Genomic DNA, 25180 nt, shown 5'->3' on the forward strand with positions numbered 1-25180 from the left:
TTGTAATTCCCCTTCATGATACAGTTTCTGGTAGGAAAGCTATTCAATTTGGCCGCGCGTTTGCCGCTGAAAGTTTTACACCGCCTTGGTTCCATGCTGGGTAAATTGACTTATACCCTGTCTGATAAGTATGCGGAACGGATGCGTGACAACCTCAGTAAAGCATTAAAAGGGCGTCCCGAAGTTGATTTTCGCAGAGTACTAAACGCCAGCATAGTTGAAACAGGCAAGGGGGCGATGGAGTTGCTGTGGATTTGGTGTCGACCCCTAACAGAGGTGACTGCTAGCGTCAAAGCTTGCCATGGTTGGGAGCATATCGAGACAGCGCGCGCGCGCGGCAAGGGGGTGATTTTTTTAACGCCGCACATGGGATGCTTCGATGTATCAGCCCTGTATGTCGCTGAACACATGCCGCTCACCGTGCTTTATCGCCCACCTAAGTTAATCTGGTTGGAGCAGGTGATGCGCAGTGGCCGCGAGCGAGCCCAATTACGGCTAGCGCGTACCGATGTAAGCGGGGTGCGTCAGCTATATAAGGCACTTAGGCGAGCTGAAGCAATAGGACTTTTGCCAGATCAGGTGCCCGGCAATGGCGAAGGGGAGTGGGCTGACTTCTTTGGGCAACCAGCCTATACCATGACACTAATTGGACGCTTGGTGAAATCCAGTGGCGCATCGGTAGTTATGACATCCGTCGAACGATTGCCAGATGGGTCGGGATATGTCCTTCGCTTCACGCCGCTGGTATTCGTTCCGGATTTGCCCATAAGTAGGCAGGTTAATGCGGCGCTTGAAGAATTGGTGCTCATAAATCCTGCGCAATATTTGTGGAGTTATAATCGTTACAAGATTCCAGCCAACATTAAGCCTGCCACAAAGCAAGACGTAAATCCGATATGAAGGTGCGTTTAGGTATAGTTCTGCTGTGGCTACTACATTTCCTTCCATACCGACTGCAAGCGTGGATTGGAAATTTTTTGGGAGCGTTGCTTTATCTGTTTACAGTCAAGCGTCGTCGGGTAGCAAGTATAAATTTGCGTTTGTGTTTCCCCGAACTTAACGAAGCAGAACGATCAAAATTAGTGCGGCAGCATTTTAATGTCTTCGGTCGCAGTATTGTGGAGCGGGGAATTCTATGGTGGTCCAGCCGCAAGCGCATCCAAAAGTTGATACGGGTTGAAGGCGTGGAGCATTTTCAAAATGCACTTGGAGATCCACTGATTTTGCTTACCGCACATTTTGTCGCTCTGGATGTTGGGGGGTCCTGGATCACTCAACATACTGATGGGGTTAGTGTGTACTCTAAACAAAAGAACACTTACTTGCAAAATTTGGTATTGCAAAAACGCGCACGCTTCGGCGAGCAATTCTTATATGCGCGACAGGCAGGGATGCGCCCAGTAGTAAAGTCATTACGCAAATGTCGGCCATTTTATTATTTTACGGATCAAGACTGGACCACTAAGGATGGTGTGTTCGTTCCGTTTTTTGGCATACCAGCTGCTACGTTGGCGACGCTGCCTCGTCTGGTAACAATGGCTAACGCAAAGGTGGTACCGTGCATTACACGTGTTTTGCCGGATTATAAAGGGTATGAAGTGCGTTTTTATCCAGCGTGGGAAAACTATCCTACCAATGATTTAATAGCTGATACCCGCCGCATAAACGAATTCATCGAACAGCGAGTGCGGGAAATGCCTGAACAATATTTTTGGCTGCACAGGCGATTTAAAACTCGGCCCGAGGGCGAAGAAAGTTTTTACAAATGAAATATGATGACCTACGCGACTTTATCTCGAAATTAGAAAAACTGGGTGAACTCAAGCGCGTGATTAGGCCAGTTTCTCCGCATTTGGAGATGACAGAAATCTGCGACCGTGTGTTGCAAGCACAAGGTCCTGCCGTGCTGTTTGAAAATCCTGCGGGACACAGCATGCCTGTTCTGGCAAATTTGTTTGGTACACCGCACCGTGTGGCATTAGGCATGGGCGAAGAAAGCGTAACGGCATTACGCGAAGTGGGCAAGTTGCTGGCTTACCTGAAAGAGCCCGAGCCACCCAAAGGTTTGAAGGATGCCTGGGACAAATGGCCGATATTGAAGCAGGTGTTGAATATGACACCCAAGGTGGTTTCGAGCGCTGCCTGCCAGGAAGTAGTATGGGAGGGCAGCGAAGTAGACCTGAGCAGGCTACCCATACAAACTTGCTGGCCAGGAGATGCGGCACCCCTGATTAGCTGGGGGTTGGTGGTGACTCGCGGCCCCAACAAGCCGCGCCAGAATCTTGGCATTTACCGTCAGCAGGTGATCGCGACCAACAAGGTCATTATGCGCTGGCTGGCGCATCGTGGAGGTGCGCTGGATTATCAGGAATGGTGCAAAACGTATCCGGGTCAGCCGTTTCCGCTGGCAGTGGTGATCGGTGCCGATCCAGCTACCATTTTAGGCGCAGTCACGCCCGTGCCGGACAGCCTGTCTGAATATCAATTTGCTGGGTTGTTGCGTGGATCGAAAACAGAGCTGGTTAAATGTATTGGTAGCAATTTGCAAGTGCCTGCCAGCGCCGAGATCGTGCTGGAGGGAATGATCCACCCAAATGAGATCGCGCTGGAAGGCCCGTTTGGTGACCACACCGGTTATTATAATGAGCAGGAACAGTTTCCGGTATTCACCATTGAGCGCATTACCATGCGTCACAATCCCATTTATCACTCCACCTATACCGGCAAACCGCCAGACGAGCCGGCCATTTTGGGCGTGGCATTGAACGAAGTGTTCGTGCCACTTCTGCAGAAACAGTTTCCCGAAATTTCGGATTTCTACCTGCCGCCGGAGGGCTGTTCATATCGCTTGGCAATTGTTTCCATGAAAAAACAGTATCCGGGACATGCCAAGCGCGTTATGTTCGGCATCTGGTCCTACCTGCGTCAGTTCATGTACACCAAGTTCATCATCGTAGTGGATGATGACATCGAAATCCGTCAATGGAAGGAAGTTATCTGGGCGATCACCACGCGCGTTGATCCCGCGCGCGACACACTGCTGGTGGACAATACGCCCATTGATTATCTGGATTTCGCCAGCCCGGTATCCGGCCTGGGAAGTAAGATGGGACTGGATGCGACCAACAAATGGCCAGGTGAAACACAACGCGAGTGGGGTACGCCAATTGCGATGGACGACGCGACCAAGCGTAGTGTAGATTCAATGTGGGGGGAGCTTGGCTTGTAGTTGCCTGCAGCTAACCCATCACCAGTACTACTTTGCCGGTGATGCCGCCTTTTTCAATGAGACGGTGTGCATGGGCAGCATCTTTCAATGGCATTACCGTGCTCATCAGCACGCCGAGTTTACCGGCCTCGACTAATTGCGCTCCCTGTTCCAGTATTTTACGCTGGCGTATACGCTCGTCATGCAAATGCATCACTTGCGGCGTAAGCATTAGTTCGTAGCATAATGACAGATTGCGCAGTCGCGCCAGTTGGGTGTCAGCCAATGACAGCGGAGTGGACAGCAAGCTGACCACTTTGCCACCAATGCGCGCTGCATTGAATGAGCGCAGAAAAACTTCGCCACCTACCGTGTCAAATACCACGTCCACACCCTTATCAGCGGTCCAGGCAAGAACTTCCGGCACAAAATCCTGCTCGCGGTAATAAATTATTTTTTCTGCACCGAGACCCTGCACCAGCCCGGCTTTCCTGTTATCGCTTACTGTTACCGCAACATGTGCGCCCAGATGGTGGGCGAGTTGCACGGCAATATGACCGACACCCCCTGCCGCGGCATGGATGAGGATAGTTTGTTTGGCTTGCAGATTAACGCGTTCGACTAGCGCCTCCCACACGGTAATCAGCACCAGTGGCAACGCAGCGCTTTCATGCAGGCTGAGGTTGGCCGGTTTGAAAGCGCAGTAGTCTTCATGCACGGTGGTATATTCAGCATAGCAGCCGGGTTCGTTGCCGATACCACCGTTGCAGAAATAGACCGCATCACCGACTGTAAAACGTGTCACGGCCGTGCCGATGGTATCTACGATACCAGCACCATCGCAGCCCAAGATGGCGGGAAGTTTGTCGGGGCAATAGGCTGGCTTAGCGCGCAGTTTGGTGTCCAGTGGATTGATACCCACGGCGGCCAGTTTTACCCGCAAATGGCTTTGTGAAGGCAGTTCGGGTAGGGGGATTTCACGCAGTTGCAACAAATCGGGGCTGCCAGCCGCGGTCATTAAAATTGCTTTCATTTTTGTAACCATGATTGGTTGGTTGGAAGGGTAACCGGAGACCGAGGCCGCAATCGCCCGAAAGTCTCTCAAATAAAGCCTATTACACATCAACTGCCTAGTTGGAGAGACTTGATAGAGATGTGGTATGTTAAACTCGCCTCATAAATTTAGCGAGTTTAGTCATGTCAGGAAATACATTCGGTACTTTATTCTGCGTCACATCTTTTGGCGAATCTCATGGTGCCGCAATCGGTTGCGTGGTTGATGGTTGCCCGCCTGGGATGGCGTTGAGTACTGCAGATATTCAAAGCGAGCTGGACAGACGTAAGCCCGGTACTTCACGCCACGTCACCCAAAGACGCGAGTCAGACACGGTAGAAATTTTATCCGGTATCTTTGAAGGCAAGACCACTGGCACACCGATTGCGTTGTTAATCCGCAACGAAGATCAACGTAGCAAAGACTACGGCAACATTGCCGAAAGCTTTCGCCCTGGCCATGCCGATTACACTTATTGGCAGAAATACGGCATCCGCGATCATCGCGGTGGCGGGCGGGCGTCGGCACGTGAGACTGCAGTGCGCGTAGCGGCTGGAGCGATTGCGAAAAAGTGGCTGAAAGAGCGTTATGGAGTTGTGATACGCGGCTATCTATCACAATTGGGTGAAGTGGTGGTGCCATTCAATAGTTGGGATGAGGTAAGCGGCAATCCATTCTTTGTTGCTGATGACACTTATGTTGAGCAACTGGAAGCGTACATGGATGCGTTGCGTAAATCCGGCGATTCCATCGGTGCAAAGCTCACTGTCGTGGCCGAACATATGCCTGTGGGCTGGGGCGAGCCAGTGTATGACCGTCTTGATGCCGACATTGGCTATGCCATGATGAGCATTAATGCTGTAAAAGGAGTAGAGATTGGTGCCGGCTTCGCTTCAGTTACACAGAAAGGCAGTGAGCATGGTGACGAAATCACTCCGCAAGGTTTTTTATCCAACCACGCTGGCGGCATATTGGGAGGTATTTCCACTGGACAAGATATTGTGGCGCATATCGCCATAAAACCCACTTCCAGCATTCGCCTTCCGCGCCGCTCCATCAATAAAGCGGGTGAGCCAACGCTAGTGGAAACCCATGGTCGCCACGACCCATGCGTAGGTATTCGAGCTACACCTATCGCCGAGGCTATGCTGGCTTTGGTGCTGATCGACCATGCGCTGCGCCACCGAGCTCAGAATGCAGACGTGATATGCACCACACCGAAAGTTCCAGGCAAGGTTGACTAGCATTCGAAATCTCATAAAATTTGATGACGCTCGTTCCAGCCGGTTGCATCCGGATACCACATGCAAGGATCGGGTTTATGTATCTTTAAGAATGCTAGCTTAAGGCATGCGAAAGTAGAGTTCAGGGTGGTATAATTGTTGGCCATTTGCCTGGCCGTGTTGTTACGAACTTAATACACCGCATAGCGCGGTAACGCAAAGCGTTCCAAGTACCAGCCGGATAGCATGGTGTGACGTAATTTTTGTTCGGTATCTTCGCTGATCAGAATGCGCTCACTTGCAGTCAGAATGCGCTCACTTGCAGCACGCGCCTGATCACACAAATGTGCACCCAAACGCTCCAGATATTCATCTACTAAAGCGGTCGCATCCTCCACTGCCAGTTGTTAAACAGCACATCGGAATTGGCGATATCGGTAAAAAGAATTGTGGCTTGGTAGATGTACGGATCTAGCGCAACATCCAAATGCACCAAGTTGGTCGGATCAGCAATGATGTTTGAAATCGCGAACGCTAATTTGACGCAGGTCGGTTCGATTTTGTTCTCATCCGCTACCGTAAATGGCGTATTGCGATTTTCATTGAGAAACTGCACCACGCCAACCGGCTCGCTGCCAAATTATAATAAAGGCTTGGTAAAAATATTATTCGATTAAAAACCGGATTTGCTATCCAGCCGCTTTCCATGTGACTTATTCACCATCGAAGGTGTGTAAGTTGAAGTCATGTGCGACAAGTACACTTCTCCAGCTGACTACCATGCAAATCAATTTACATTTTGACTACGCTTTCGAGCAGCTGGGCCATGCGCAATCAGGAACACCAAGGCTTAATCAGAATAAGGGTTACGAAATAATAGAGTCGGCTACTGCGCGAATCTGGCTGCGTGCATAAGCCATCAATGTGTCGAGCTGTTCCTTGTGTTGCTGCATTTCCTGCAAACCTTGATGCAGTAATTTGTTAGAGCGTTTCTGCTGTTCCAGCGCCACCTCCAGCTGGATCACCTTTGTTTTTTCGATTGCGACAGTCTCTTCTAACCGCTATTGTTCCCGAATGAATTTCCAGAGCGCCAAGACAATTGCAAATATCGGAGCCAGCCAGGCCGTGGAAATTTGTGTCGGAATCAGTTTTAAAAAATTAGCAAGCATCGCTTGCTCCTTCGGTCATGGTGCTTAGTGAATTATGTGCCGTGACGTTCAATACTTCCATGCCCTGCAACCCAGTGGCCTTCGGAAACATATTGCGTAACCATTTAAAAGTTAAATAATAATTGGTTTCACGTGAAACAACTATTGAGAGGGTTTTCTGCCTTGGTATCATTTTGATGTATGATTCGAGCCTTCGCTTCATCAAGTAAGCTACCATTTCTGTAATAGTCATTTTAAAAAGTATAAAGATGGATTTTCCAAAAAAATTCGATGTAATTGTTGTGGGTGGTGGTCACGCAGGAACAGAGGCTGCACTTGCAAGTGCACGCATGGGTTGCACCACTTTGTTACTCACTCATAACATTGAAACGCTCGGGATAATGTCATGCAACCCATCTATTGGCGGCATAGGTAAGGGACATTTAGTCAAAGAAATAGATGCGTTGGGCGGCGTCATGGCGGCGGCGGCTGATGAATCAGGCATCCAATTTCGCACCCTTAACGCCTCTAAAGGTCCAGCAGTACGCGCTACGCGCGCTCAGGCGGATCGGGCACTATACAAGCAGGCCATTCGTAATCGATTAGAAAACACCCCTAACCTTTGGTTGTTTCAGCAGGCGGTGGATGATTTGCTGGTGGAGAACAATAGGGTATGTGGGGTTTCTACTCAGCTGGGCTTGCGTTTTGCTGCAAAAACCATTGTATTGACAACTGGTACATTTCTTTCTGGCCTGATTCATATTGGACAGACCTCTTATCAAGCAGGGCGGGCGGGTGACCCGCCATCTTTCAGTTTAGCGCAATGTTTGCGCGAACTTAAATTGCCGATGGGCCGACTGAAGACCGGTACGCCACCACGCATTGATGGGCGAAGCATTGATTATTCCGTGATGACCGAGCAACCTGGCGATCTACCCGTGCCGGTATTCTCATTTATGGGGCAAGCGCAACAGCATCCGCAACAATTATCTTGTTGGATTACCCATACTAATCAACGTACGCACGATATTATCCGCGGTGGGTTAGATCGTTCACCAATGTTCACTGGAAATATCGAAGGTGTAGGGCCACGCTATTGCCCTTCTATCGAGGACAAGATCACGCGCTTTGCCGACAAAGAGTCGCACCAGATTTTTCTGGAACCGGAAGGGTTGACTACGCACGAAATCTATCCAAACGGAATTTCCACCAGCTTGCCTTTTGATGTGCAGCTGGCATTAGTACGTTCCATAAAGGGTCTTGAGAATGCGCATATCACGCGCCCTGGCTATGCGATCGAATATGACTATTTCGATCCGCGCGGATTGAAGCATTCATTGGAAACTAAAGCGATAAGTGATCTGTTCTTTGCTGGACAAATTAATGGAACCACAGGATATGAGGAAGCGGCCGCTCAAGGTTTACTGGCAGGCATTAATGCCGCATTGCGTGTGCTGGGCAAAGATAGTTGGTGTCCGCGTCGCGACGAGGCCTATCTGGGCGTATTGGTGGATGACTTGATTACGCGCGGAGTGTCTGAACCATATCGTATGTTTACTAGTCGTGCCGAGTATCGCCTGCAACTGCGTGAAGATAACGCAGATCTGCGTTTAACAGAAATCGGGCGCCATCTGGGTGTGGTAGCGGATGCTCATTGGCAGTCGTTTGAGTTGAAGCGTGCTGCAATTTTACGCGAACAAGAGCGGTTGAAATCCACTTGGGTCAACCCAAAGTTGTTACCACAGGAAGATGCGGAACGAGTGTTGGGCAAAGAAATAGAGCGCGAATATGCACTGTATGAGCTTTTGCGACGTCCCGATGTGAGTTATACCAGTCTGATGACATTGCCAGGGGCGGGTGAGTCAGTGATCGATGAAAAAGTGGCAGAGCAGGTGGAAATTCAAGCCAAATATCACGGCTACATTGAGAGACAACGCGATGAGATAGCGCGCAATGAATATAATGAAAACATGCGGTTACCTGAAATTATGGATTATCGTACAGTTCTTGGTCTGTCAATTGAGGCGCAGCAAAAACTTAATCAACACATGCCAGAGACAGTTGGAGAGGCAGCACGCCTTTCTGGAATCACACCGGCCGCAGTCTCCTTGTTATTGGTGCACCTGAAACGTGGTTTTCGGAGTGTTGTTATGACTCCAGATGTTACAGAATCACCTGCAGACGAGAAAGTGCAGAACGGCGCGTGAATCAGGCTACAGAGCTGGCGCTTGGTATCGCGGAATTGAGGCTGGATGTTACGCCAGAAGTACAGTACAAGTTGTTAAGTTATCTTGAGTTGTTGCAAAAATGGAATCGAGTTTATAACCTGACAGCAATACGTCAGCCGGCACAGATGGTAAGCAGTCATTTGCTCGACAGTCTTGCCGTGTTACCACATTTAAGGCCTGGCCGTTGGTTGGACGTGGGCTGCGGTGCGGGCCTGCCCGGCTTGATGCTGGCGCTAATGCGACCAGAATGGACATTTGTCCTTCTGGATAGTAACAGCAAGAAAACTAGCTTTGTGCAGCAAGTGAAAATCGAACTGGAATTGCACAACGTAAGCATTTATTGCGAACGTGTGGAGGCCTGGCATTCAGAAGAAAAATTTGATGGCATCATTTCCAGAGCATTCGCAGAAACAACAAAATTTGTTGCGCTAACACGTCATTTGCTAGCTCAAGAAGGGCGCTGGGTCGCCATGAAGGGTGCTTCGCAGCTGGAGCTGACAAAGTTGCCGAATGATGTCAGCGTGGAACAAGTTGTTCCGTTGCAGGTGCCAGGACTAGACGCGGAACGCTGTCTGATGATGTTGAAATTCACTTGAATATGGCCAAGATACTAGCGATTACCAATCAAAAAGGGGGGGTGGGCAAAACGACCACATCAATTAACCTGGCGGCCAGTCTGGCAGAGATGAAACAGCGTGTATTGCTGATTGATCTCGATCCACAAGGTAATGCCACTATGGGTAGCGGCATTAATAAGCGTGAGTTGACGGCAACCATTTACCACGTGTTGCTAGGAAGCAAAACCATGGATGAAGTTTGTGTACATTCAGAGGTTGGAAAATATGATGTGCTGCCGACAAACCGTGATCTGGCTGGTGCCGAAATCGAACTTGTTGATTTGCCGCAGCGCGAAACCCGGCTAAAAAAAATTCTTCAAGCCGTTACGGTTGAATATGATTATGTATTGATCGATTGTCCTCCCGCATTAAATTTGCTTACCCTCAACGGATTGTGTGCAGCAAAGTCAGTCATGATTCCAGTGCAATGCGAATATTATGCCCTGGAAGGGCTTAGCGATTTGGTCAATACCATCCGCAAGGTGCGAGCACATCTTAATCCAGATCTTGAAATCGAAGGTTTGCTGCGCACCATGTTTGACCCACGGAATACATTAGCATTACAGGTTTCAGAACAATTGCAACAACACTTTGGCGAAAAAGTTTACCGTACTATCATCCCACGCAATGTGAGATTGGCGGAAGCACCAAGCTACGGAGTACCGGTACTTCACCATGACAAAACTTCAAAAGGAGCTCAGGCCTACCTGGCTCTGGCAAGGGAATTGATAAATAAAACGGAACAGTCGGCACTAACATAACATTAGAAGGAAGCGACTTGGCAAAACCTAACAAAGGATTGGGGCGCGGCTTGGATGTGTTGTTGTCCAGCAACGGCAAAGAGCAAGGCGATGTGCTGAGTGAAATGAAGATTGATGAACTCAAGCCGGGCAAGTATCAGCCACGCAGCCGCATGGATGAAGCCTCTCTCAATGAGCTAGCTGCATCGGTCAAAGTGCAGGGCGTTATGCAGCCGATTTTAGCGCGTTTGCTACCCAATGGTAGCCACGAAATTATTGCTGGAGAGCGACGCTGGCGTGCCGCTCAGCTTGCAGGTCTGACCCAGGTGCCGGTATTGGTGCGCAAGGTGGCTGACAATGCTGCACTGGCTATGGCATTAATCGAAAACATTCAACGTGAAGACCTCAATCCATTAGAAGAGGCAGTCGGTATTCAGCGTCTGATTGATGAGTTCCATATGACACACATGGAGGCCGCCGATGCTGTAGGGCGTTCGCGCAGTGCAACCAGTAATCTGCTGCGCCTTCTCAAGCTGCCTCAGGTGGTGCAGGAAATGCTGATGGGAGGCGGCCTCGATATGGGGCATGCCCGAGCGCTGCTGGCACTGGATGGCGCGCAGCAAATCACCGCCTCCAATAAAATTGCAGCGGACGGACTTTCGGTACGTGAGACAGAAAAGCTTGTGCAGGATTTGTTGAATCCTAGGCCGCAACACAAAAAGGTCAAGCTTAGTCGCGATACGCAGCAATTGCAGGAAGATATTGCCCAGAGCCTCGGTACCAACGTACAAATCAAGGTAGGCAAAAAAGGCGCGGGCAAGATAATTATTAATTACACCAGTAATGATCACTTGGCGGAGCTAATCGCACGTTGGAAATAAACATCTCAAAATAAATCATTGACGCGAGCAAGCTAGATTGAGTAGAATGCCGGGCTTCGAAGGATTGGGGGCGGTTGTGGGTAGTGCGGTTCGCCGGATTATTTTGATTCAGCTAGCTGTAACCGTGGCAATAGCATTAATGATGCTGGTGTGCCTCAACGCAATTGCAGCAGCCTCTGCTTTTGCTGGAGGAGCGGTAGGTTTTCTAACCAGCTTGGTCTACGCTAAAAAAATGTTCGCGCCACTGGGCAGCGAACCAGAAAAAATAATGACAGCGCATTACCGCGCTGAGGCTTACAAACTGGTGTTCACCATCCTATTGTTCTCTTTGGTCTTCACGCAATTTAAGGAAGTGCAAGTGCTGCCACTGTTTATGGCATACGTTGCAACTTTGATGGTTTACTGGGTAGCACTAATTTTTGTGTAAAATATTATGAGCACTGAAGGCCTGACGACATCCGCTTACATTAAGCACCATCTTCAAAATCTGACCTGTTCCATACAGGATGGTCAATTCCATTGTGCGCATACACCAGAAGAAGCAAAGGCAATGGGTTTTTGGGCGGTCAACATAGATACCCTATTAGTGTCGTTGGTGCTGGGAGTGGTGTTCTTATATATTTTTAGCAGGGTCGCTAAAAGCATAAGTGCCGGCGCGCCAACTGGTATGCAGAACTTCGTGGAATGGATAGTCGAATTTATTGACAATAGTGTGCGCGGTTCATTTACCGGGCGCAGTGCCTTGGTGGCTCCATTGGCGTTAACTATTTTTGCCTGGATTTTCCTTATGAACCTTATGGATCTGGTGCCTATCGACTATATTGCGATGATTACGCAGCCGATGGGCATAGGTCATTTTAAACTGGTTCCGACCACGGATCCGAATGCAACGATCGGCATGGCCATTGGCGTATTTCTGCTGGTGCTCTTTTACAGTATTAAGGTTAAAGGTCTGGGTGGCTTTGTAGGTGAATTGACGCTACAACCGTTTGGTAAATTTGGTTTGCCAGTCAATCTGTTTCTAGAAGGTGTCAATCTAATCGCTAAGCCAGTTTCATTGGCATTGCGGTTGTTCGGGAATATGTATGCAGGCGAAATGATATTCATCCTGATCGCGCTTATGGGTGCATCTTGGGTAGGCTTTACTTTTTCTAGCACGATGTTGTTCGGTTCGCAGATTATTCTTTCTTTAGGATGGGCAATTTTTCATATACTGATTGTCACGCTGCAAGCCTTTATTTTCATGACGTTGACCATTGTGTATTTGGACATGGCACATCAAGAGCATCATTAGAATAATGATAGCTTTTTTATCTTAAACATTTAACTTTTACTGACAGGAGAAAAAACAAATGGATACGGCACAAGCAATGCTTTATATCGCCGGCGCGATTATGATGGGGCTCGGCGCTTTGGGAGCGGCGGTAGGTATTGGTATTTTGGGTGGCCGCTTCCTAGAGGGTGCTGCTCGTCAACCTGAGTTGATTCCGATGCTACGTACACAGTTCTTCGTGGTCATGGGTTTGGTTGATGCTGTTCCGATGATTGCGGTCGGTATTGCTATGTATGTTTTGTTCGCTGTAGCAGGTCAGTAGCCCTGCGTGCGTTTAATCAAGGAAGGTTTTTTGCATGAATATTAATGCGACCCTTATCGGCCAGACGATCATGTTTGCATTGTTCGTATGGTTTTGCATGAAATTTGTGTGGCCACCCATCATGGCAGCGCTGGATGCTCGTAATAAGCGGATTGCAGATGGTTTGGCTGCGGCAGAACGAGGCAAGAACGAACTGGCGCTAGCTGCCAAACATTCCACTGAGCTTCTCCGCGAAGCAAAGGAAAAAGTATCTGAGGTTATTGCGCAAGGTGATAAGCGTGCAAGTGAAATAGTCGAAGAAGCCAAAGTGCAAGCCAGGATAGAAAGTGAGCGCATTGTTACGGCAGCTAAGGCTGAGGTTGAGCAGGAGGTATTCCGCGCCAAAGAGCATTTACGTACTCAGGTAACAGCTGTTGCAATGGCTGGCGCAGCCAAAATTCTGGACCGAGAAATAGACGCCAAGGCACACAACGACTTGCTTGATAAGCTAGTCGCGGAAATTTAAATATTATGGCTGAAGCTATTACTGTTGCACGCCCCTATGCTCAAGCTGCATTCGATGAAGCGCGAGAGCGTGGCGAACTAAAAAGTTGGTCGGAAATACTAAAATCACTAGCTCAAGTAGTGATTTCTCCGGAAGTTCGTACAGTTATTACTAGTCCGCGCATTATCAAAAGCCAGCTGGTAGATTTGATGCTGGCTCTTTCCGGCGATAAGGTAAGTGAAATTCAGGAAAGCTTTGTCAAGTTACTGATAGAGGGCCAGCGCCTTGAACTGTTGCCAGAAATCGTAATGCTGTTCGAGGCAATGCGAGCTGAAGAAGAAAAAAGTGTGGATGTTGTGGTGACTTCCGCCTTTGATTTAAGTGAAGCACAAATGCAAAAAATTACTGAAGCGCTACAAAAGCGCATGGGTCGAGAGATTAAACTTCGCTGTGAAACTGACCGCAAATTAATAGGCGGAGTAGTTATCCGTGCCGGTGACAAGGTGATAGATGGATCTGCGCGCACCCACCTTTCCGAGTTAGCCAACGCCTTGGCTTGATGACAGATATATTGAAATTAAGGAAATGTAGATGAAGCTCAACCCTTCTGAAATTAGTAATTTGATTCGTAGTCGCATCGAAAATTTCGAAGCGCTATCTCAATCGCGCACGGAAGGCACGGTGGTCAGTGTGTCCGATGGTATTGTACGTATTCACGGCCTGTCGGATGTAATGCAGGGTGAAATGCTCGAGTTTCCAGGAAATACATTTGGGCTGGCGCTTAATCTTGAGCGTGACTCCGTTGGTTCGGTGGTGCTGGGAGACTATGAGCACATTACTGAAGGTGACACTGTCAAGTGCACTGGCCGCATTCTGGAAGTGCCAGTCGGGCCTGAGCTAATCGGCCGGGTAGTGAATGCCCTAGGCCAATCTATTGACGGCAAAGGTCCAATCAACGCCAAAATTACCGATAAAATAGAAAAAGTCGCGCCCGGAGTAATTGACCGCAAGTCAGTATCTCAACCGGTTCAGACTGGCCTCAAAGCTATTGATTCAATGGTTCCTGTTGGTCGCGGCCAACGCGAACTGATCATTGGTGATCGCCAAACAGGAAAGACCGCCGTGGCGGTAGATGCCATCATCAACCAAAAAGGTCAGAACATGACCTGTATTTACGTTGCGATCGGTCAAAAGGCATCAACTGTTGCCAACGTAGTGCGCAAACTTGAAGAGCACGGCGCGATGGAATACACCATTGTTGTTGTGGCAACTGCTTCTGATTCTGCGGCGATGCAGTTTCTGGCACCATATGCAGGATGCACTATGGGCGAGTATTATCGCGATCGAGGCCAAGATGCACTAATTGTTTATGACGATTTAACTAAACAAGCTTGGGCTTATCGCCAGATATCATTGCTGTTACGCAGACCTCCAGGTCGTGAAGCCTATCCAGGGGATGTGTTTTACTTGCACTCACGCTTGTTAGAGCGTGGCGCACGAGTGAATGAGGAGTATGTCGAAAAGTTTACCAATGGCGAAGTCAAAGGGAAAACAGGTTCTTTGACTGCATTGCCAGTGATTGAAACTGCCGCAGGAGACGTGTCCGCTTTTGTGCCTACCAACGTTATTTCCATTACCGACGGCCAGATTTTCTTGGAGACTGATTTATTCAATGCTGGTATCCGTCCGGCGATCAATGCCGGTATTTCAGTGTCTCGTGTGGGTGGCGCTGCGCAGACCAAAGTTATTAAGAAGTTAGGTGGTGGCGTACGTTTAGCCTTGGCACAGTACCGTGAATTGGCTGCCTTCGCGCAATTTGCTTCTGATTTGGACGAAACAACTCGCAAACAACTGGAACGTGGCCGTTTAGTAATGGAATTGATGAAGCAGCCACAATATGCACCTTTGTCAGTAGCAGAAATGGCAATAACTCTGTTCGCGATCAACAAAGGATCCTTCGATGAAGTGCCGATGGACAAAGTTCTGGCATTCGAAATTGGGCTGCACACATTTATAAAATCTCAATACAAGACTTTAGAAGAGGCTATCGAATCCAGTAAGGAGTTGTCTGCCGATAATGAAAAAATCTTGATTGCTGCAATTGATAAATTCAAGTCCACTGCAGTTTACTAAGCTGAGGGCAAGATAATGGCTGGCAGTAAAGAAATACGAACTAAAATAAAAAGCGTTGAAAATACACGCAAGATTACTCGTGCTATGGAAATGGTGGCAGCTTCCAAGATGCGTAAGGCACAGGATCGTATGCGCGCTGCTCGTCCTTATGCGGAAAAAATACGTCAGGTTGCAGCGCATTTGTCACGTGCTAACCCGGAATATAAGCATCCATTTCTGATTAATCGAGATGTCGTCAAGAATATTGCTGTGATAATTATCACCTCTGACAAAGGTTTGTGTGGGGGTCTCAATACGAACATCCTGCGTCTGGTAGTGTCGCGGATGAAGGAATGGGAGGGCGAAAACAAAAATGTAAGCGTATGTGCTATCGGTAATAAAGGCTTTACCTTTATGTCCCGTATCGGTGCAAAGGTTAAGTCACATATGATCGGACTTGGGGATATTCCTCAGATCGAGAAACTGATAGGCGCGGTCAAGGTGATGCTGGATGCATACAATGCCGGCGAAATTGATGCAATTTACATTAGTTATAACGGTTTTGTTAATACTATGAAACAAGAGCCCAGAATGGAGCAATTACTGCCACTCTCGAGCGAAAATCTGGAGCCAGTGCATGATGGCAATACATGGGATTATATTTATGAGCCTGATGCTAAAGTCGTAGTGGATGAATTGCTAGTTCGTTACATTGAATCATTAGTTTATAACGGAGTGACCGAAAATCAGGCGTCCGAACAGAGTGCGCGCATGGTAGCCATGAAGGCTGCTTCTGATAATGCGAAGGAAGTGATAGGCGAGCTTAAGCTGATTTACAATAAAGCGCGTCAAGCAGCGATTACTAAGGAAATATCTGAAATTGTTGGTGGAGCAGCAGCTGTAAGTTAACGCTGTTCGCAAAAAAATTGCATGAACATATCCGTGTAGATGCTGATCAATAAATGTAAATGTTGTTGAATATAGCCATATCACGATGGAATTTGAATTAGAGATGTACTCAGCTGATTGCAACAATGAGTGCAGAATCAATATAAAGTGGGGAACCTCAAGATGAGTCAAGGAAAAATTGTTCAGTGTATTGGTGCGGTGGTGGACGTTGAGTTTCCGCGTGATCATATTCCTAAAGTTTACGATGCGCTGGTAGTACAGGACGATGGAAGCTCTGTTGCAGAAAAAGGGCTGACCTTGGAGGTGCAGCAACAGATTGGCGACGGCGTTGTGCGTACCATATCGATGGGTTCCTCCGACGGATTACGACGCGGAATGGGCGTGGTCAATACTGGCAATCAGATTACCGTACCAGTTGGTCATGGTACTTTGGGTCGGATTATGGATGTGCTTGGACGCCCTATTGATGAAGTGGGTGATATTGAGTTTACAGAGCGTCGTTCTATTCACCAGAAAGCACCAAAATTTGATGAATTGTCCCCGTCAGTCGACTTGTTGGAAACTGGGATTAAGGTGATTGATTTGGTGTGCCCCTTTGCTAAAGGCGGCAAGGTTGGTTTATTCGGTGGTGCGGGTGTTGGCAAGACCGTTAATATGCTAGAGCTGATTAATAATATAGCCAAACAGCATTCTGGTTTGTCAGTGTTCGCCGGTGTGGGCGAACGTACTCGTGAAGGAAATGATTTTTATCATGAGATGTCGGAAGCAGGTGTAATCCAGCTGGATAACCTGCCTGAGTCCAAAGTTGCAATGGTGTTCGGTCAGATGAACGAACCCCCAGGCAATCGTCTACGCGTGGCTTTGTCTGGTCTGACCATGGCAGAACATTTCCGCGATGAAGGGCGTGATGTTCTTTTTTTCGTAGATAATATTTACCGCTTCACGTTAGCTGGTACCGAAGTGTCCGCTTTACTTGGTCGTATGCCATCAGCGGTAGGCTACCAACCAACCCTGGCAGAAGAAATGGGGCGTTTGCAAGAGCGTATTACTTCAACTAAAACTGGATCAATTACGTCGATTCAAGCTGTGTATGTCCCGGCAGATGACTTGACCGACCCGTCCCCTGCTACTACCTTCCTTCACTTGGATTCCACTGTGGTTCTGTCACGAGATATCGCTTCATTGGGTATTTATCCAGCGGTAGATCCGTTGGATTCGACTTCGCGCCAACTTGATCCCTTGGTGGTGGGTGAAGAACATTACAACGTTGCTCGAAGTGTACAACAGACGTTACAACGCTATAAGGAATTACGTGACATTATTGCGATTTTGGGTATGGACGAGCTGGCTCCAGAAGACAAGTTGGCAGTGGCCCGTGCACGTAAGATTCAACGTTTCTTATCGCAGCCATTCCATGTGGCCGAAGTGTTTACTGGTAGTCCTGGAAAATATGTGACTCTAAAAGAGACCATTAAAGGGTTTAAGGGTATTGTCAATGGCGATTACGACCATTTGCCTGAGCAGGCATTCTATATGGTCGGTACTATTGATGAGGCGGTTGAAAAAGCCAAGACTCTTCAGTAAGATTTATCGCTGTAATTTGGCCAAGAAACTCAGTAATAAGGAAAATTATGGCAATGACTGTTCATGTTGATGTGGTGAGCGCGGAAGAGTCCATTTTCTCTGGCCTTGTAGAAATGGTTGTCGTTCCGGGTGAAATGGGTGAACTAGGGATTTATCCACGCCATGCACCACTACTAACACGTATTAAACCAGGTTCGGTACGACTTAAACTTCCGGATCAAAGCGAATCTGTGCTGATTTACGTTTCTGGCGGAATGCTGGAAGTACAGCCCAGCGTGATTACAATTTTAGCTGATACGGCTATCCGTGGTGCAGACTTGGATGAAGCGCGCTCGCTTGAAGCTAAGCGTGCCGCCGAAGAGGCCATGAAGAACCGTACTTCTGATGTTGACTACGCTGCAGCCCAAGCTGAGCTATTCGAAGCGCTTGCTCAGTTGCAAGCAATTAAGAAAATGCGAAACAATAAATCGCATTAAGCCTACTAGGCTAATGTAATTTACAATGAAAGCGGCTTAGGCCGTTTTTTTTGTTTATACTTCATAAATCGTATTTTATATCGTATATATTATGACAAAGCTCAACATCGTTATTCTTGCAGCTGGCAGGGGGCAGCGCATGAACTCGGATAAGCCAAAGGTGCTGCATTCTTTGGCTGGTCGTCCACTGTTACAGCATGTACTCGATACCGCTGTCCAATTAACTACCGGGGTAACCTGTGTTGTTTATGGCCATGGAGGCGAAGCAGTACCGAAGGCGATGGCGAAGTATGAGGCTGATTTTGTATTACAGGAGCCCCAGCTCGGCACCGGTCATGCGGTACAGCGAGCGCTTCTGCACTTAGATGATGACTCTTTTACGTTGGTGCTTTATGGTGACGTACCGCTTATTCAAAGAGACACTTTAGAAAAAATGCTGCTAGAGCATCAAGCACTTACTTTGCTTACTATTCATCTTGACAATCCTGCTGGTTACGGACGTATCGTGCGTGATAGCGCCGGCAATGTCAGCTGTATAGTTGAAGATAAAGATGCCTCCGCAGAGCAGCGCGCCATCTGTGAAGTGAACACTGGTATCCTTGCTGTTCCCACTCATCTACTTGGTCACTGGTTGTCTAAACTACACAATGAAAATGCACAAGGGGAGTATTACTTAACTGACATAGTCGGCATGGCCGTTACGGAGGGTTTTACTGTACATACTGTACAACCTGCTAATGGGTGGGAAGTTGCAGGTGTCAACAACAAATCACAATTGGCCGAATTGGAACGTATCTGGCAACACGAACAGGCACAACTGCTATTGGTGAAGGGTGTTACGTTGGCTGACCCTGCGCGTCTCGATGTCCGCGGTAAACTGGTATGCGGCCGCGATGTTGAAATTGATGTTGGTTGCATCTTCGAAGGCGATGTTTCTTTAGGAGATGGTGTGCACGTAGGCGCTTACTGCATTATAAAAAACACTCAGATTGGCGCCAATACTTACCTCGAGCCTTATAGCCATATTGATCAAGTGAGCATTGGCGACAGCTGCAGTATTGGCCCTTATGCTCGCCTACGACCCGGCAGCATATTAAATAATGAAGTACATATTGGAAATTTCGTTGAGATTAAAAACAGTGAAATTGCCACCCGTAGCAAGGCTAACCACCTGAGTTATATAGGCGATAGCAGAATCGGTAGCCGTGTTAACATAGGTGCAGGCACTATTACCTGCAATTATGATGGCGCAAACAAACATCGCACTATTATAGAGGATGATGTTTTTATTGGTTCAAATACGCAACTTGTAGCGCCATTGATAATCGGGCGTGGTGCCACCATAGGGGCTGGTTCCACTATTACAAGTGATGCGCCTGAGGGTGAATTAACGCTGTCACGAGCTAAACAAATTACTCTGCCGGGCTGGCAGAGGCCAAGGAAGAAAAGCAATGTGACCTAGTGTGTTCCGTCATACGTACAATTTTGATAATGAATAATTATTTTCCGATGCAAAACCGACTGAAAATTTCTCCGAGCAGATCATCTGCACTAAATTTCCCCGTAATAGAATTTAGTCCTTCTTGAGCAAGTCGCAGCTCTTCAGCACAAAGCTCTGGGCGTTTTATTTCACCTTCTGCTTTTTGCAAATGATTGCGTGCATCCAATAACGCATGAATGTGGCGTTCTCGCGCCATAAATATGCCTGCTTCTTGATGCCAGCCAAGCATTGACAGCAACTTGTTACGCAGTAACTCAAGCCCTTCGCCTGTTTTGGCAGATAAATATATGTGGCATTCGCCATTATCCTCACTTATATATGCATGTTGGTGGTTAAGTAAGTCAACCTTGTTAAAGACATGTAATCGAGGAATTTCAAGTGGTAACTCGTCTAAAATTTTCTGGTCATTCTTTGTCATGCCGTGGATGGCATCTAACAGAACCAGAATGGCATCTGCTTTATTTAACGCTCCATATGTACGCGCTATCCCCATTTGTTCTACTGCATCTTCTGCCTCATGTAATCCAGCCGTATCAATAATATGCAACGGCACTCCATTGATTTGAATTGATTGACGAATGAGATCACGAGTTGTGCCAGGAAATTCACTCACTAGCGCGACATCTTCCCCACTTAATTTGTTGAGTAGACTTGACTTTCCGACATTAGGCTGCCCGACTAGTACAATATGCGCGCCTTCTCGCAACAAGCTCCCTTGCTGAGCCAAACTCAAAATATTTTCTAATTCTTTACGTAATGCGTCTAGACGTGCATCACGTTGTGCTACATCTGGAGTATCAATTTCTTCTTCCGGAAAATCCAACATGGCCTCGACCAACATACGTAGCGAAACTAACCCACTTACTAAATGATGGATAGCCTGAGAAAATTCGCCTTGGAGTGAACGCATAGCACTGCGAGCAGCCTGACTGGTAGTCGCAGCTATCAGGTCGGCTACGCTCTCTGCTTGTGCTAAATCAAGTTTTTCATTAAGGAATGCACGCTGTGTAAATTCGCCCGGTTGGGCGAAGCGAGCTCCGATTTCAAGACACCGATGTAGAACCAATTGCAGTATGGCCGTACCGCCGTGTCCCTGCAGTTCTAATGTGTCTTCGCCAGTGTAGGAGTGTGGAGCAGGGAAAAACAGAGCTATACCCTGATCCATAACCTGCCCATGCTCATCCAGGAATGAAGCATAAGTCGCGTGCCGCGGCACAGGTACTTTTCCTATCAGAGTTTGTGCTAATAAGGAAAGGTCAGGTCCAGAGAGCCTGACCACGCCAATACCACCTTGTCCATGGGGGGTAGCGATTGCGGCAATAACATCAGGCTTTAGCAGCGCCTTTGACATTAGCCTCCAGTCCTCGCGTAATATACCACTGTTGAATGATGGAAAGTATATTGTTTACAATAGAATACAGTACGAGCCCAGCTGGAAAAAAGAAAAATACTACACTAAATACTATAGGCAATAACTTCATAAGTTTGGCCTGTAATGGATCAGGTGGGACAGGATTTAACTTACTTTGAATTATCATGGTGGCTCCCATGATTAATGGTAAAACATAATACGGATCAGGGACTGACAAATCCGTAATCCAGCCGAAGAACGGCGCATAGCGTAATTCGACACTTGCAAGAATAGCCCAGTATAGAGCAATAAATACTGGAATCTGAACAATCATTGGCAAACAACCGCCAAGCGGATTTATTTTTTCCGTCTTGTATAATTCCATCATCGCTTTATGCAGTCGCTCACGGTCATTTCCACATTGCTGCTTGATTTTCTCCAGCTTTGGAGCCACTACGCGCATTTTTCCCATGGAGCGATAACTGGCTGCAGATAATGGGAAAAAAAGTAGTTTAATCAACACAGTCAATAAAATAATGGCCACACCCCAGTTATATACCCAGCCATGTAGGTAAGCAAGTAACCAGAACAATGGGTTGGAAATGATTGTCAACCACCCATAATCTACTGTTAATCCCAATCCTGGTGCAATTTTATCCAGCGAGGTTTGTGCCGGTCCCGCATATAGTGGCATACTCACTTTCGTACTTTGACCTGGTGAAATAGCCGCTACTGGAAAAATGACGCCTACTGAATACAGATCGTTTTCCAGCGGTTTGGTGTAAAACTCACGCTGTACCTTATCTTTAGGTAACCATGCCGCTACAAAATAATGCTGCAGCATACCAGCCCAGCCATTGTCAGCGATTTGAGAGTGATCGGCACTGCCACTCTCAATATCTGGAAAGCCCACTTTTTGAAATTTATCCTTCTCTGTATAAATCGCAGTGCCAGTGTATGTGGGCAAGAACATTGACGTACCTTCAGGCGAAGAGCTGTCTCGCACCAACTGAAAATAAGCCGAAGGGGTGATCGTACTGGTTCCAGTATTTTCGATTTCGTAGCCTATATCTACCAAATAGCCATCTCTATGAAACACATAGATCTTTGTTACATTTGCACCAACAACATTTTTTGCATGTAAGCGCACTTCGATTGTGTCTTTACCCTCGGTTAATATATATTCGTTAGCTTCGGCCGTGAATGTCGTATTGTGCGTTGGTAATCCCGTGCCTAGCAAACCTGTTTGGGCGATATATGTGTGCTCTCCTCGTTTTTGGAGTAATACGAACGGCTTGTTTTTGTCTTTACTATCTCGCTGATGCAAAAACTCCAAGCGACGCAAATCCCCGCCTATCGTATTAATTTCTGCGGTCAGATAATCTGTTTTTACAGTAATTTTTTGCCCAGATTCAATCTTTTGTTGGGTAGCAGCTGTAATTGCCTCAGGACTGACCGTAGTCGCGACACTGGGCGCAGTACCTGTCGGCACAACAGTTTGCGGAACGGCAGCAGGCGCTATTCGCGCTATAGGTTGCTGAGTACGTTGCCAGCTGTCCCAGAGCAACATGATCGATATTGAGAACGCTAAAAAAAAGAATAGCCTGAACAGCTTGTGAAAATCCATATGGTTTCGCCTATGTAAATCTATGGGGCGGGATCATAACCACCTGGATTCCAGGGGTTGCAACGAATCACCCGCTTTATGCTCAACCAAGTACCACGCCAAGCACCATGTTTCGTGATAACCTCGCGAGCATATTGAGAGCAACTTGGAGTAAATCGACAGGATGGCGGCATCAGCGGACTCAATAAATATTGATATAAACTTATCAACCTGATTAATAGCTGCCGCATTACTTGGGGACAGATTGAAATAATTGTAACAAGGCTATCCGTCCTTCAGCCGCAGTTTCAGAGTTAAATTGCCGCTTGGCCCGCACTACTACATCCACCGAATTTGTGATTGAGAAATTAATCCTAAATACATTGCGAATCACGCGCTTTGCAAAGTTTCTGGAAACTGCCTTTGGCATGCTTCTTTTGCTGACTATTACTCCAAGTCGGGAATAGCCATTCTCATTTTTTCGGATATATACTGCAAACCATTTATTAGTCAAACAGTTGGCGCGAAGCGCCAACTTAAACTCTGTCGGTTGCCTGATGCGGCGGCATGGAGGGAAAGTTTGTTTGGCCTCAAACGGCAAGGCGTGCACGGCCCTTAGCTCTTCGAGCTGCTATTACTGCTCTGCCACCTTTAGTTTTCATGCGAACCAGAAATCCATGAGTCCGCTTCCTTTTAGTGACGGATGGTTGATATGTACGTTTCATTGTTGATGCCCCTAATTAATAGTTAACACTTGATAACCCGCTATTACATTATTTATAAGGATTTATGTCAAGCTTATTTTATCTACGCGCAAGTGTAAAGTAGTAGTGCTCCCATTCTCTAAAGTGGAAATGCTCCCTGAATTTGTGTTAAGTAAGCTGAGTGTCTGATCGAAATCATAGCAGGGGACACTTAAATAGATGTGATGATGAGCCAAAAGGACTCAAAACTGGGCAAGTATGGGGGGGCTATTGACAGGAATGACAGGAAAAATCGACGAACAATAAGCTGGCAAAATGCTAGTTGTCCGTGTGTGCGTCAAATCAAATTTATTTTGTAACGTCACCGCGCTTCTGAGCAATACTGCATTTAAGATAATCAGTAAATTGGGACGGCGGATAAGGAATTTTTAAGGTGTCCCTTGCTTATTTTTTACACTTCCTTTTAGCTCACGGAAGCGAACCTTGTCAGCTTCATAACTCGCTTTAATTGCAGCCGCCTTTTCTTGAGTCTTCACCAAATTTAGTTGCAATTTAGCTAATTTATCCTCGCTTTCAGTGATGTCGACTTGCAATGAACTAGAAAGCTCTCTGCCAGCGAGCTTTCTTTCTTCGGCTTCCTGCTGATAATTCTTCAAATTTTCTTGTGCAACTTTCTGCAATGACTGAATGCTGCTGATAAGTGACTCTATATGATTTAAGTTGCGATCGCGAGCCAAGTCAATTTCCTTCTCGTTACTGAAAGTATTCAGCAATGCTCTGTCTTTGCGGTTTCGTTCGAGCTTGGCTTCATTATCAATACGTTTTTTGGCCTCAGCCTCAGCCTCAGCCTCGTCATTGTTGCGTTGATCCGTGTTATTTACTTTCTCGTTTCGTTTAATTAAGCGTCCATGATCGTCTAATAGTATATTGTTTCTGTTGGTATATTCTGGGGGCATGACTTCGCCGTAATGGGTCACACCCTTGTCGTCCACCCATTTGTATAATCTTGCTTCGGCAGTAGTACTGAATGCAACGACAATCAATAGTAGACTTGCTCTAAAAATTTTCATTTTTTTAAGTTATCCCATAACGATCACGGTAAGATTGTACTGCATGCAGATTCTGCGTCATCGCGGGATTTTCCTGCAAAAAACCGAGCAAATCGTCTAATGTGGCAATTGACACCACCGGAATGCCATAGTTGTGTTGTACTTCCTGAGTAGCGGAAAGTTCATCCTCACCTCGCTTTGCTTGGTGCCCCAATTCCATGCGATCCAATGCAATGACCATCCCACAGGGTGTCGCGCCCGCCGCACGGATCAAGGCTATGGATTCCCGAGCCGAGGTCCCAGCAGAAATAACATCGTCGATAATAAGCACGCGTCCCTGTAGTGGTGCCCCTACCGTACTACCGCCTTCACCATGGTCTTTGGCTTCTTTGCGATTAAAGCAGTAAGGCACATTGTGGCCTGTTTCTGCTAGAGCAATGGCTGTTCCTGCGGCGAGCGGAATTCCTTTATAAGCAGGGCCGTACAACATGTCGAAAGGTATTTTAGAGAATAAGATTGCTTGTGCGTAAAACTGTGCAAGTTGTTTCAACGAGCCACCATCGTTGAACAGACCTGCATTAAAGAAATAGGGCGATAAGCGGCCAGCCTTTGTTTTGAATTCACCGAAACACAGTACTTCTTGCTTGATGGCAAAACGGATGAAATCTTGATGAAAATTAGACATAGCAGATAGATCAAAAATTTAGACG

At 47.2% G+C, this 25180-nt stretch carries 29 protein-coding genes; 18 read left to right on the plus strand and 11 right to left on the minus strand.

Annotation, left to right across the window (positions count from 1 at the left end):
• Window positions 1-15 precede the first annotated feature (15 nt).
• The 3 genes from MJ770_RS02450 to ubiD are packed head-to-tail and all read left to right on the plus strand — an operon-like array spanning window position 16 to window position 3229.
• Window positions 16-900, plus strand: a complete 885-nt coding sequence (locus MJ770_RS02450) for a lysophospholipid acyltransferase family protein (protein ID WP_239250021.1) — start codon at window positions 16-18, stop codon at window positions 898-900.
• Window positions 897-1769 carry a lysophospholipid acyltransferase family protein gene (locus MJ770_RS02455; protein WP_239250022.1) on the plus strand — a complete coding sequence of 291 codons (873 nt, stop codon included), beginning with the start codon at window positions 897-899 and terminating at the stop codon, window positions 1767-1769. Before MJ770_RS02450 ends, MJ770_RS02455 begins: the two co-directional genes overlap by 4 nt.
• The gene (gene ubiD, locus MJ770_RS02460) at window positions 1766-3229 is read left to right on the plus strand and encodes a 4-hydroxy-3-polyprenylbenzoate decarboxylase (RefSeq protein ID WP_239250023.1); all 1464 of its coding nucleotides are present in this window, start codon (window positions 1766-1768) and stop codon (window positions 3227-3229) included. Before MJ770_RS02455 ends, ubiD begins: the two co-directional genes overlap by 4 nt.
• A 10-nt stretch (window positions 3230-3239) precedes the next feature.
• Here the strand turns inward: ubiD and MJ770_RS02465 are convergent, their stop codons facing one another.
• Complete coding sequence (locus tag MJ770_RS02465; protein WP_239250024.1) at window positions 3240-4241, minus strand: zinc-dependent alcohol dehydrogenase family protein; 1002 nt, start codon at window positions 4239-4241, stop codon at window positions 3240-3242.
• A gap of 164 nt (window positions 4242-4405) precedes the next feature.
• Between MJ770_RS02465 and aroC the strand changes: the two genes are divergently transcribed.
• Window positions 4406-5506, plus strand: coding sequence for a chorismate synthase (aroC, locus tag MJ770_RS02470; protein WP_239250025.1), 1101 nt, complete (start codon window positions 4406-4408; stop codon window positions 5504-5506).
• 170 nt (window positions 5507-5676) lie between these two features.
• On the opposite strand, the gene MJ770_RS02475 is transcribed toward aroC, so the two are convergent.
• From MJ770_RS02475 to MJ770_RS02485, 3 genes are all read right to left on the minus strand, one after another.
• On the minus strand, window positions 5677-5883 hold the full coding sequence (locus MJ770_RS02475; protein WP_239250026.1) for a hypothetical protein: 207 nt from the start codon (window positions 5881-5883) through the stop codon (window positions 5677-5679).
• Window positions 5862-6104 (minus strand): hypothetical protein, encoded by a 243-nt coding sequence (locus MJ770_RS02480; protein WP_239250027.1) that lies wholly within the window; start codon window positions 6102-6104, stop codon window positions 5862-5864. The genes MJ770_RS02475 and MJ770_RS02480 overlap by 22 nt, the downstream gene beginning before the upstream one ends.
• Before the next feature lie 247 nt (window positions 6105-6351).
• Window positions 6352-6510 (minus strand): hypothetical protein, encoded by a 159-nt coding sequence (locus MJ770_RS02485; protein WP_239250028.1) that lies wholly within the window; start codon window positions 6508-6510, stop codon window positions 6352-6354.
• A 392-nt stretch (window positions 6511-6902) separates the two neighbouring features.
• On the opposite strand from MJ770_RS02485, the gene mnmG reads away from it, so the two are divergent.
• From mnmG to glmU, 14 genes are all read left to right on the plus strand, one after another.
• Window positions 6903-8840 carry a tRNA uridine-5-carboxymethylaminomethyl(34) synthesis enzyme MnmG gene (mnmG, locus tag MJ770_RS02490; RefSeq protein ID WP_239250029.1) on the plus strand — a complete coding sequence of 646 codons (1938 nt, stop codon included), beginning with the start codon at window positions 6903-6905 and terminating at the stop codon, window positions 8838-8840.
• On the plus strand, window positions 8837-9457 hold the full coding sequence (gene rsmG / locus MJ770_RS02495) for a 16S rRNA (guanine(527)-N(7))-methyltransferase RsmG (RefSeq protein WP_239250030.1): 621 nt from the start codon (window positions 8837-8839) through the stop codon (window positions 9455-9457). The genes mnmG and rsmG overlap by 4 nt, the downstream gene beginning before the upstream one ends.
• Before the next feature lie 2 nt (window positions 9458-9459).
• Window positions 9460-10239 carry a ParA family protein gene (locus MJ770_RS02500; RefSeq protein ID WP_239250031.1) on the plus strand — a complete coding sequence of 260 codons (780 nt, stop codon included), beginning with the start codon at window positions 9460-9462 and terminating at the stop codon, window positions 10237-10239.
• A gap of 17 nt (window positions 10240-10256) precedes the next feature.
• Entirely contained in the window at window positions 10257-11099 is an 843-nt protein-coding gene (locus MJ770_RS02505; RefSeq protein ID WP_239250032.1) for a ParB/RepB/Spo0J family partition protein, read from the plus strand.
• Between the two features lie 46 nt (window positions 11100-11145).
• Window positions 11146-11526 carry an ATP synthase subunit I gene (locus MJ770_RS02510; RefSeq protein ID WP_239250056.1) on the plus strand — a complete coding sequence of 127 codons (381 nt, stop codon included), beginning with the start codon at window positions 11146-11148 and terminating at the stop codon, window positions 11524-11526.
• A gap of 6 nt (window positions 11527-11532) precedes the next feature.
• A complete protein-coding gene (gene atpB / locus MJ770_RS02515; RefSeq protein ID WP_239250033.1) occupies window positions 11533-12393 on the plus strand; it encodes a F0F1 ATP synthase subunit A in 861 nt (286 codons plus the stop codon).
• A 58-nt stretch (window positions 12394-12451) separates the two neighbouring features.
• Complete coding sequence (gene atpE, locus MJ770_RS02520) at window positions 12452-12694, plus strand: F0F1 ATP synthase subunit C (protein ID WP_239236244.1); 243 nt, start codon at window positions 12452-12454, stop codon at window positions 12692-12694.
• A gap of 34 nt (window positions 12695-12728) precedes the next feature.
• On the plus strand, window positions 12729-13199 hold the full coding sequence (locus MJ770_RS02525) for a F0F1 ATP synthase subunit B (RefSeq protein ID WP_239250034.1): 471 nt from the start codon (window positions 12729-12731) through the stop codon (window positions 13197-13199).
• 5 nt (window positions 13200-13204) lie between these two features.
• A complete protein-coding gene (locus MJ770_RS02530) occupies window positions 13205-13738 on the plus strand; it encodes a F0F1 ATP synthase subunit delta (RefSeq protein WP_239250035.1) in 534 nt (177 codons plus the stop codon).
• A 31-nt stretch (window positions 13739-13769) separates the two neighbouring features.
• Window positions 13770-15311 carry a F0F1 ATP synthase subunit alpha gene (atpA, locus tag MJ770_RS02535; protein WP_239250036.1) on the plus strand — a complete coding sequence of 514 codons (1542 nt, stop codon included), beginning with the start codon at window positions 13770-13772 and terminating at the stop codon, window positions 15309-15311.
• A gap of 15 nt (window positions 15312-15326) precedes the next feature.
• On the plus strand, window positions 15327-16199 hold the full coding sequence (gene atpG / locus MJ770_RS02540; protein WP_239250037.1) for a F0F1 ATP synthase subunit gamma: 873 nt from the start codon (window positions 15327-15329) through the stop codon (window positions 16197-16199).
• A 162-nt stretch (window positions 16200-16361) separates the two neighbouring features.
• Window positions 16362-17783: a F0F1 ATP synthase subunit beta gene (gene atpD, locus MJ770_RS02545; protein WP_239250038.1), complete on the plus strand. Its 1422-nt coding sequence runs from the start codon at window positions 16362-16364 to the stop codon at window positions 17781-17783.
• A gap of 47 nt (window positions 17784-17830) precedes the next feature.
• Complete coding sequence (locus tag MJ770_RS02550; RefSeq protein WP_239250039.1) at window positions 17831-18259, plus strand: F0F1 ATP synthase subunit epsilon; 429 nt, start codon at window positions 17831-17833, stop codon at window positions 18257-18259.
• Between the two features lie 91 nt (window positions 18260-18350).
• Window positions 18351-19721, plus strand: coding sequence for a bifunctional UDP-N-acetylglucosamine diphosphorylase/glucosamine-1-phosphate N-acetyltransferase GlmU (gene glmU, locus MJ770_RS02555; protein WP_239250040.1), 1371 nt, complete (start codon window positions 18351-18353; stop codon window positions 19719-19721).
• Between the two features lie 37 nt (window positions 19722-19758).
• Here glmU and mnmE read toward each other — a convergent pair whose 3' ends face one another.
• The 7 genes from mnmE to pyrE form a co-directional block, all read right to left on the minus strand.
• The gene (gene mnmE, locus MJ770_RS02560) at window positions 19759-21111 is read right to left on the minus strand and encodes a tRNA uridine-5-carboxymethylaminomethyl(34) synthesis GTPase MnmE (protein ID WP_239250041.1); all 1353 of its coding nucleotides are present in this window, start codon (window positions 21109-21111) and stop codon (window positions 19759-19761) included.
• Window positions 21086-22738, minus strand: coding sequence for a membrane protein insertase YidC (yidC, locus tag MJ770_RS02565; RefSeq protein WP_239250042.1), 1653 nt, complete (start codon window positions 22736-22738; stop codon window positions 21086-21088). The genes mnmE and yidC overlap by 26 nt, the downstream gene beginning before the upstream one ends.
• A gap of 20 nt (window positions 22739-22758) precedes the next feature.
• A complete protein-coding gene (gene yidD / locus MJ770_RS02570) occupies window positions 22759-22968 on the minus strand; it encodes a membrane protein insertion efficiency factor YidD (RefSeq protein WP_239250043.1) in 210 nt (69 codons plus the stop codon).
• Window positions 22968-23327 (minus strand): ribonuclease P protein component, encoded by a 360-nt coding sequence (gene rnpA, locus MJ770_RS15555; RefSeq protein ID WP_445083116.1) that lies wholly within the window; start codon window positions 23325-23327, stop codon window positions 22968-22970. Before rnpA ends, yidD begins: the two co-directional genes overlap by 1 nt.
• A complete protein-coding gene (gene rpmH, locus MJ770_RS02575) occupies window positions 23308-23442 on the minus strand; it encodes a 50S ribosomal protein L34 (RefSeq protein ID WP_239234232.1) in 135 nt (44 codons plus the stop codon). The genes rnpA and rpmH overlap by 20 nt, the downstream gene beginning before the upstream one ends.
• 407 nt (window positions 23443-23849) lie before the next feature.
• The gene (locus MJ770_RS02580) at window positions 23850-24491 is read right to left on the minus strand and encodes a DUF4124 domain-containing protein (RefSeq protein ID WP_239250044.1); all 642 of its coding nucleotides are present in this window, start codon (window positions 24489-24491) and stop codon (window positions 23850-23852) included.
• A 4-nt stretch (window positions 24492-24495) separates the two neighbouring features.
• Complete coding sequence (gene pyrE, locus MJ770_RS02585) at window positions 24496-25155, minus strand: orotate phosphoribosyltransferase (protein WP_239250045.1); 660 nt, start codon at window positions 25153-25155, stop codon at window positions 24496-24498.
• Between the last annotated feature and the right edge of the window lie 25 nt (window positions 25156-25180).

The sequence above is a fragment of the Candidatus Nitrotoga sp. M5 genome (genome assembly GCF_927904885.1).
GTDB lineage: Bacteria > Pseudomonadota > Gammaproteobacteria > Burkholderiales > Gallionellaceae > Nitrotoga.

Bases quoted from the DNA above. Each gene is read 5' to 3' on its own strand.
- MJ770_RS02450 (WP_239250021.1), top strand. From the start codon at position 16: ATGATACAGTTTCTGGTAGGAAAGCTATTCAATTTGGCCGCGCGTTTG.
- MJ770_RS02455 (WP_239250022.1), top strand. From the start codon at position 897: ATGAAGGTGCGTTTAGGTATAGTTCTGCTGTGGCTACTACATTTCCTT.
- ubiD (WP_239250023.1), top strand. From the start codon at position 1,766: ATGAAATATGATGACCTACGCGACTTTATCTCGAAATTAGAAAAACTG.
- MJ770_RS02465 (WP_239250024.1), bottom strand. From the start codon at position 4,241: ATGAAAGCAATTTTAATGACCGCGGCTGGCAGCCCCGATTTGTTGCAA.
- aroC (WP_239250025.1), top strand. From the start codon at position 4,406: ATGTCAGGAAATACATTCGGTACTTTATTCTGCGTCACATCTTTTGGC.
- mnmG (WP_239250029.1), top strand. From the start codon at position 6,903: ATGGATTTTCCAAAAAAATTCGATGTAATTGTTGTGGGTGGTGGTCAC.
- MJ770_RS02500 (WP_239250031.1), top strand. From the start codon at position 9,460: ATGGCCAAGATACTAGCGATTACCAATCAAAAAGGGGGGGTGGGCAAA.
- MJ770_RS02510 (WP_239250056.1), top strand. From the start codon at position 11,146: ATGCCGGGCTTCGAAGGATTGGGGGCGGTTGTGGGTAGTGCGGTTCGC.
- atpB (WP_239250033.1), top strand. From the start codon at position 11,533: ATGAGCACTGAAGGCCTGACGACATCCGCTTACATTAAGCACCATCTT.
- atpE (WP_239236244.1), top strand. From the start codon at position 12,452: ATGGATACGGCACAAGCAATGCTTTATATCGCCGGCGCGATTATGATG.
- MJ770_RS02525 (WP_239250034.1), top strand. From the start codon at position 12,729: ATGAATATTAATGCGACCCTTATCGGCCAGACGATCATGTTTGCATTG.
- MJ770_RS02530 (WP_239250035.1), top strand. From the start codon at position 13,205: ATGGCTGAAGCTATTACTGTTGCACGCCCCTATGCTCAAGCTGCATTC.
- atpA (WP_239250036.1), top strand. From the start codon at position 13,770: ATGAAGCTCAACCCTTCTGAAATTAGTAATTTGATTCGTAGTCGCATC.
- atpG (WP_239250037.1), top strand. From the start codon at position 15,327: ATGGCTGGCAGTAAAGAAATACGAACTAAAATAAAAAGCGTTGAAAAT.
- atpD (WP_239250038.1), top strand. From the start codon at position 16,362: ATGAGTCAAGGAAAAATTGTTCAGTGTATTGGTGCGGTGGTGGACGTT.
- MJ770_RS02550 (WP_239250039.1), top strand. From the start codon at position 17,831: ATGGCAATGACTGTTCATGTTGATGTGGTGAGCGCGGAAGAGTCCATT.
- glmU (WP_239250040.1), top strand. From the start codon at position 18,351: ATGACAAAGCTCAACATCGTTATTCTTGCAGCTGGCAGGGGGCAGCGC.
- mnmE (WP_239250041.1), bottom strand. From the start codon at position 21,111: ATGTCAAAGGCGCTGCTAAAGCCTGATGTTATTGCCGCAATCGCTACC.
- yidC (WP_239250042.1), bottom strand. From the start codon at position 22,738: ATGGATTTTCACAAGCTGTTCAGGCTATTCTTTTTTTTAGCGTTCTCA.
- yidD (WP_239250043.1), bottom strand. From the start codon at position 22,968: ATGCGGCAGCTATTAATCAGGTTGATAAGTTTATATCAATATTTATTG.
- rpmH (WP_239234232.1), bottom strand. From the start codon at position 23,442: ATGAAACGTACATATCAACCATCCGTCACTAAAAGGAAGCGGACTCAT.
- MJ770_RS02580 (WP_239250044.1), bottom strand. From the start codon at position 24,491: ATGAAAATTTTTAGAGCAAGTCTACTATTGATTGTCGTTGCATTCAGT.
- pyrE (WP_239250045.1), bottom strand. From the start codon at position 25,155: ATGTCTAATTTTCATCAAGATTTCATCCGTTTTGCCATCAAGCAAGAA.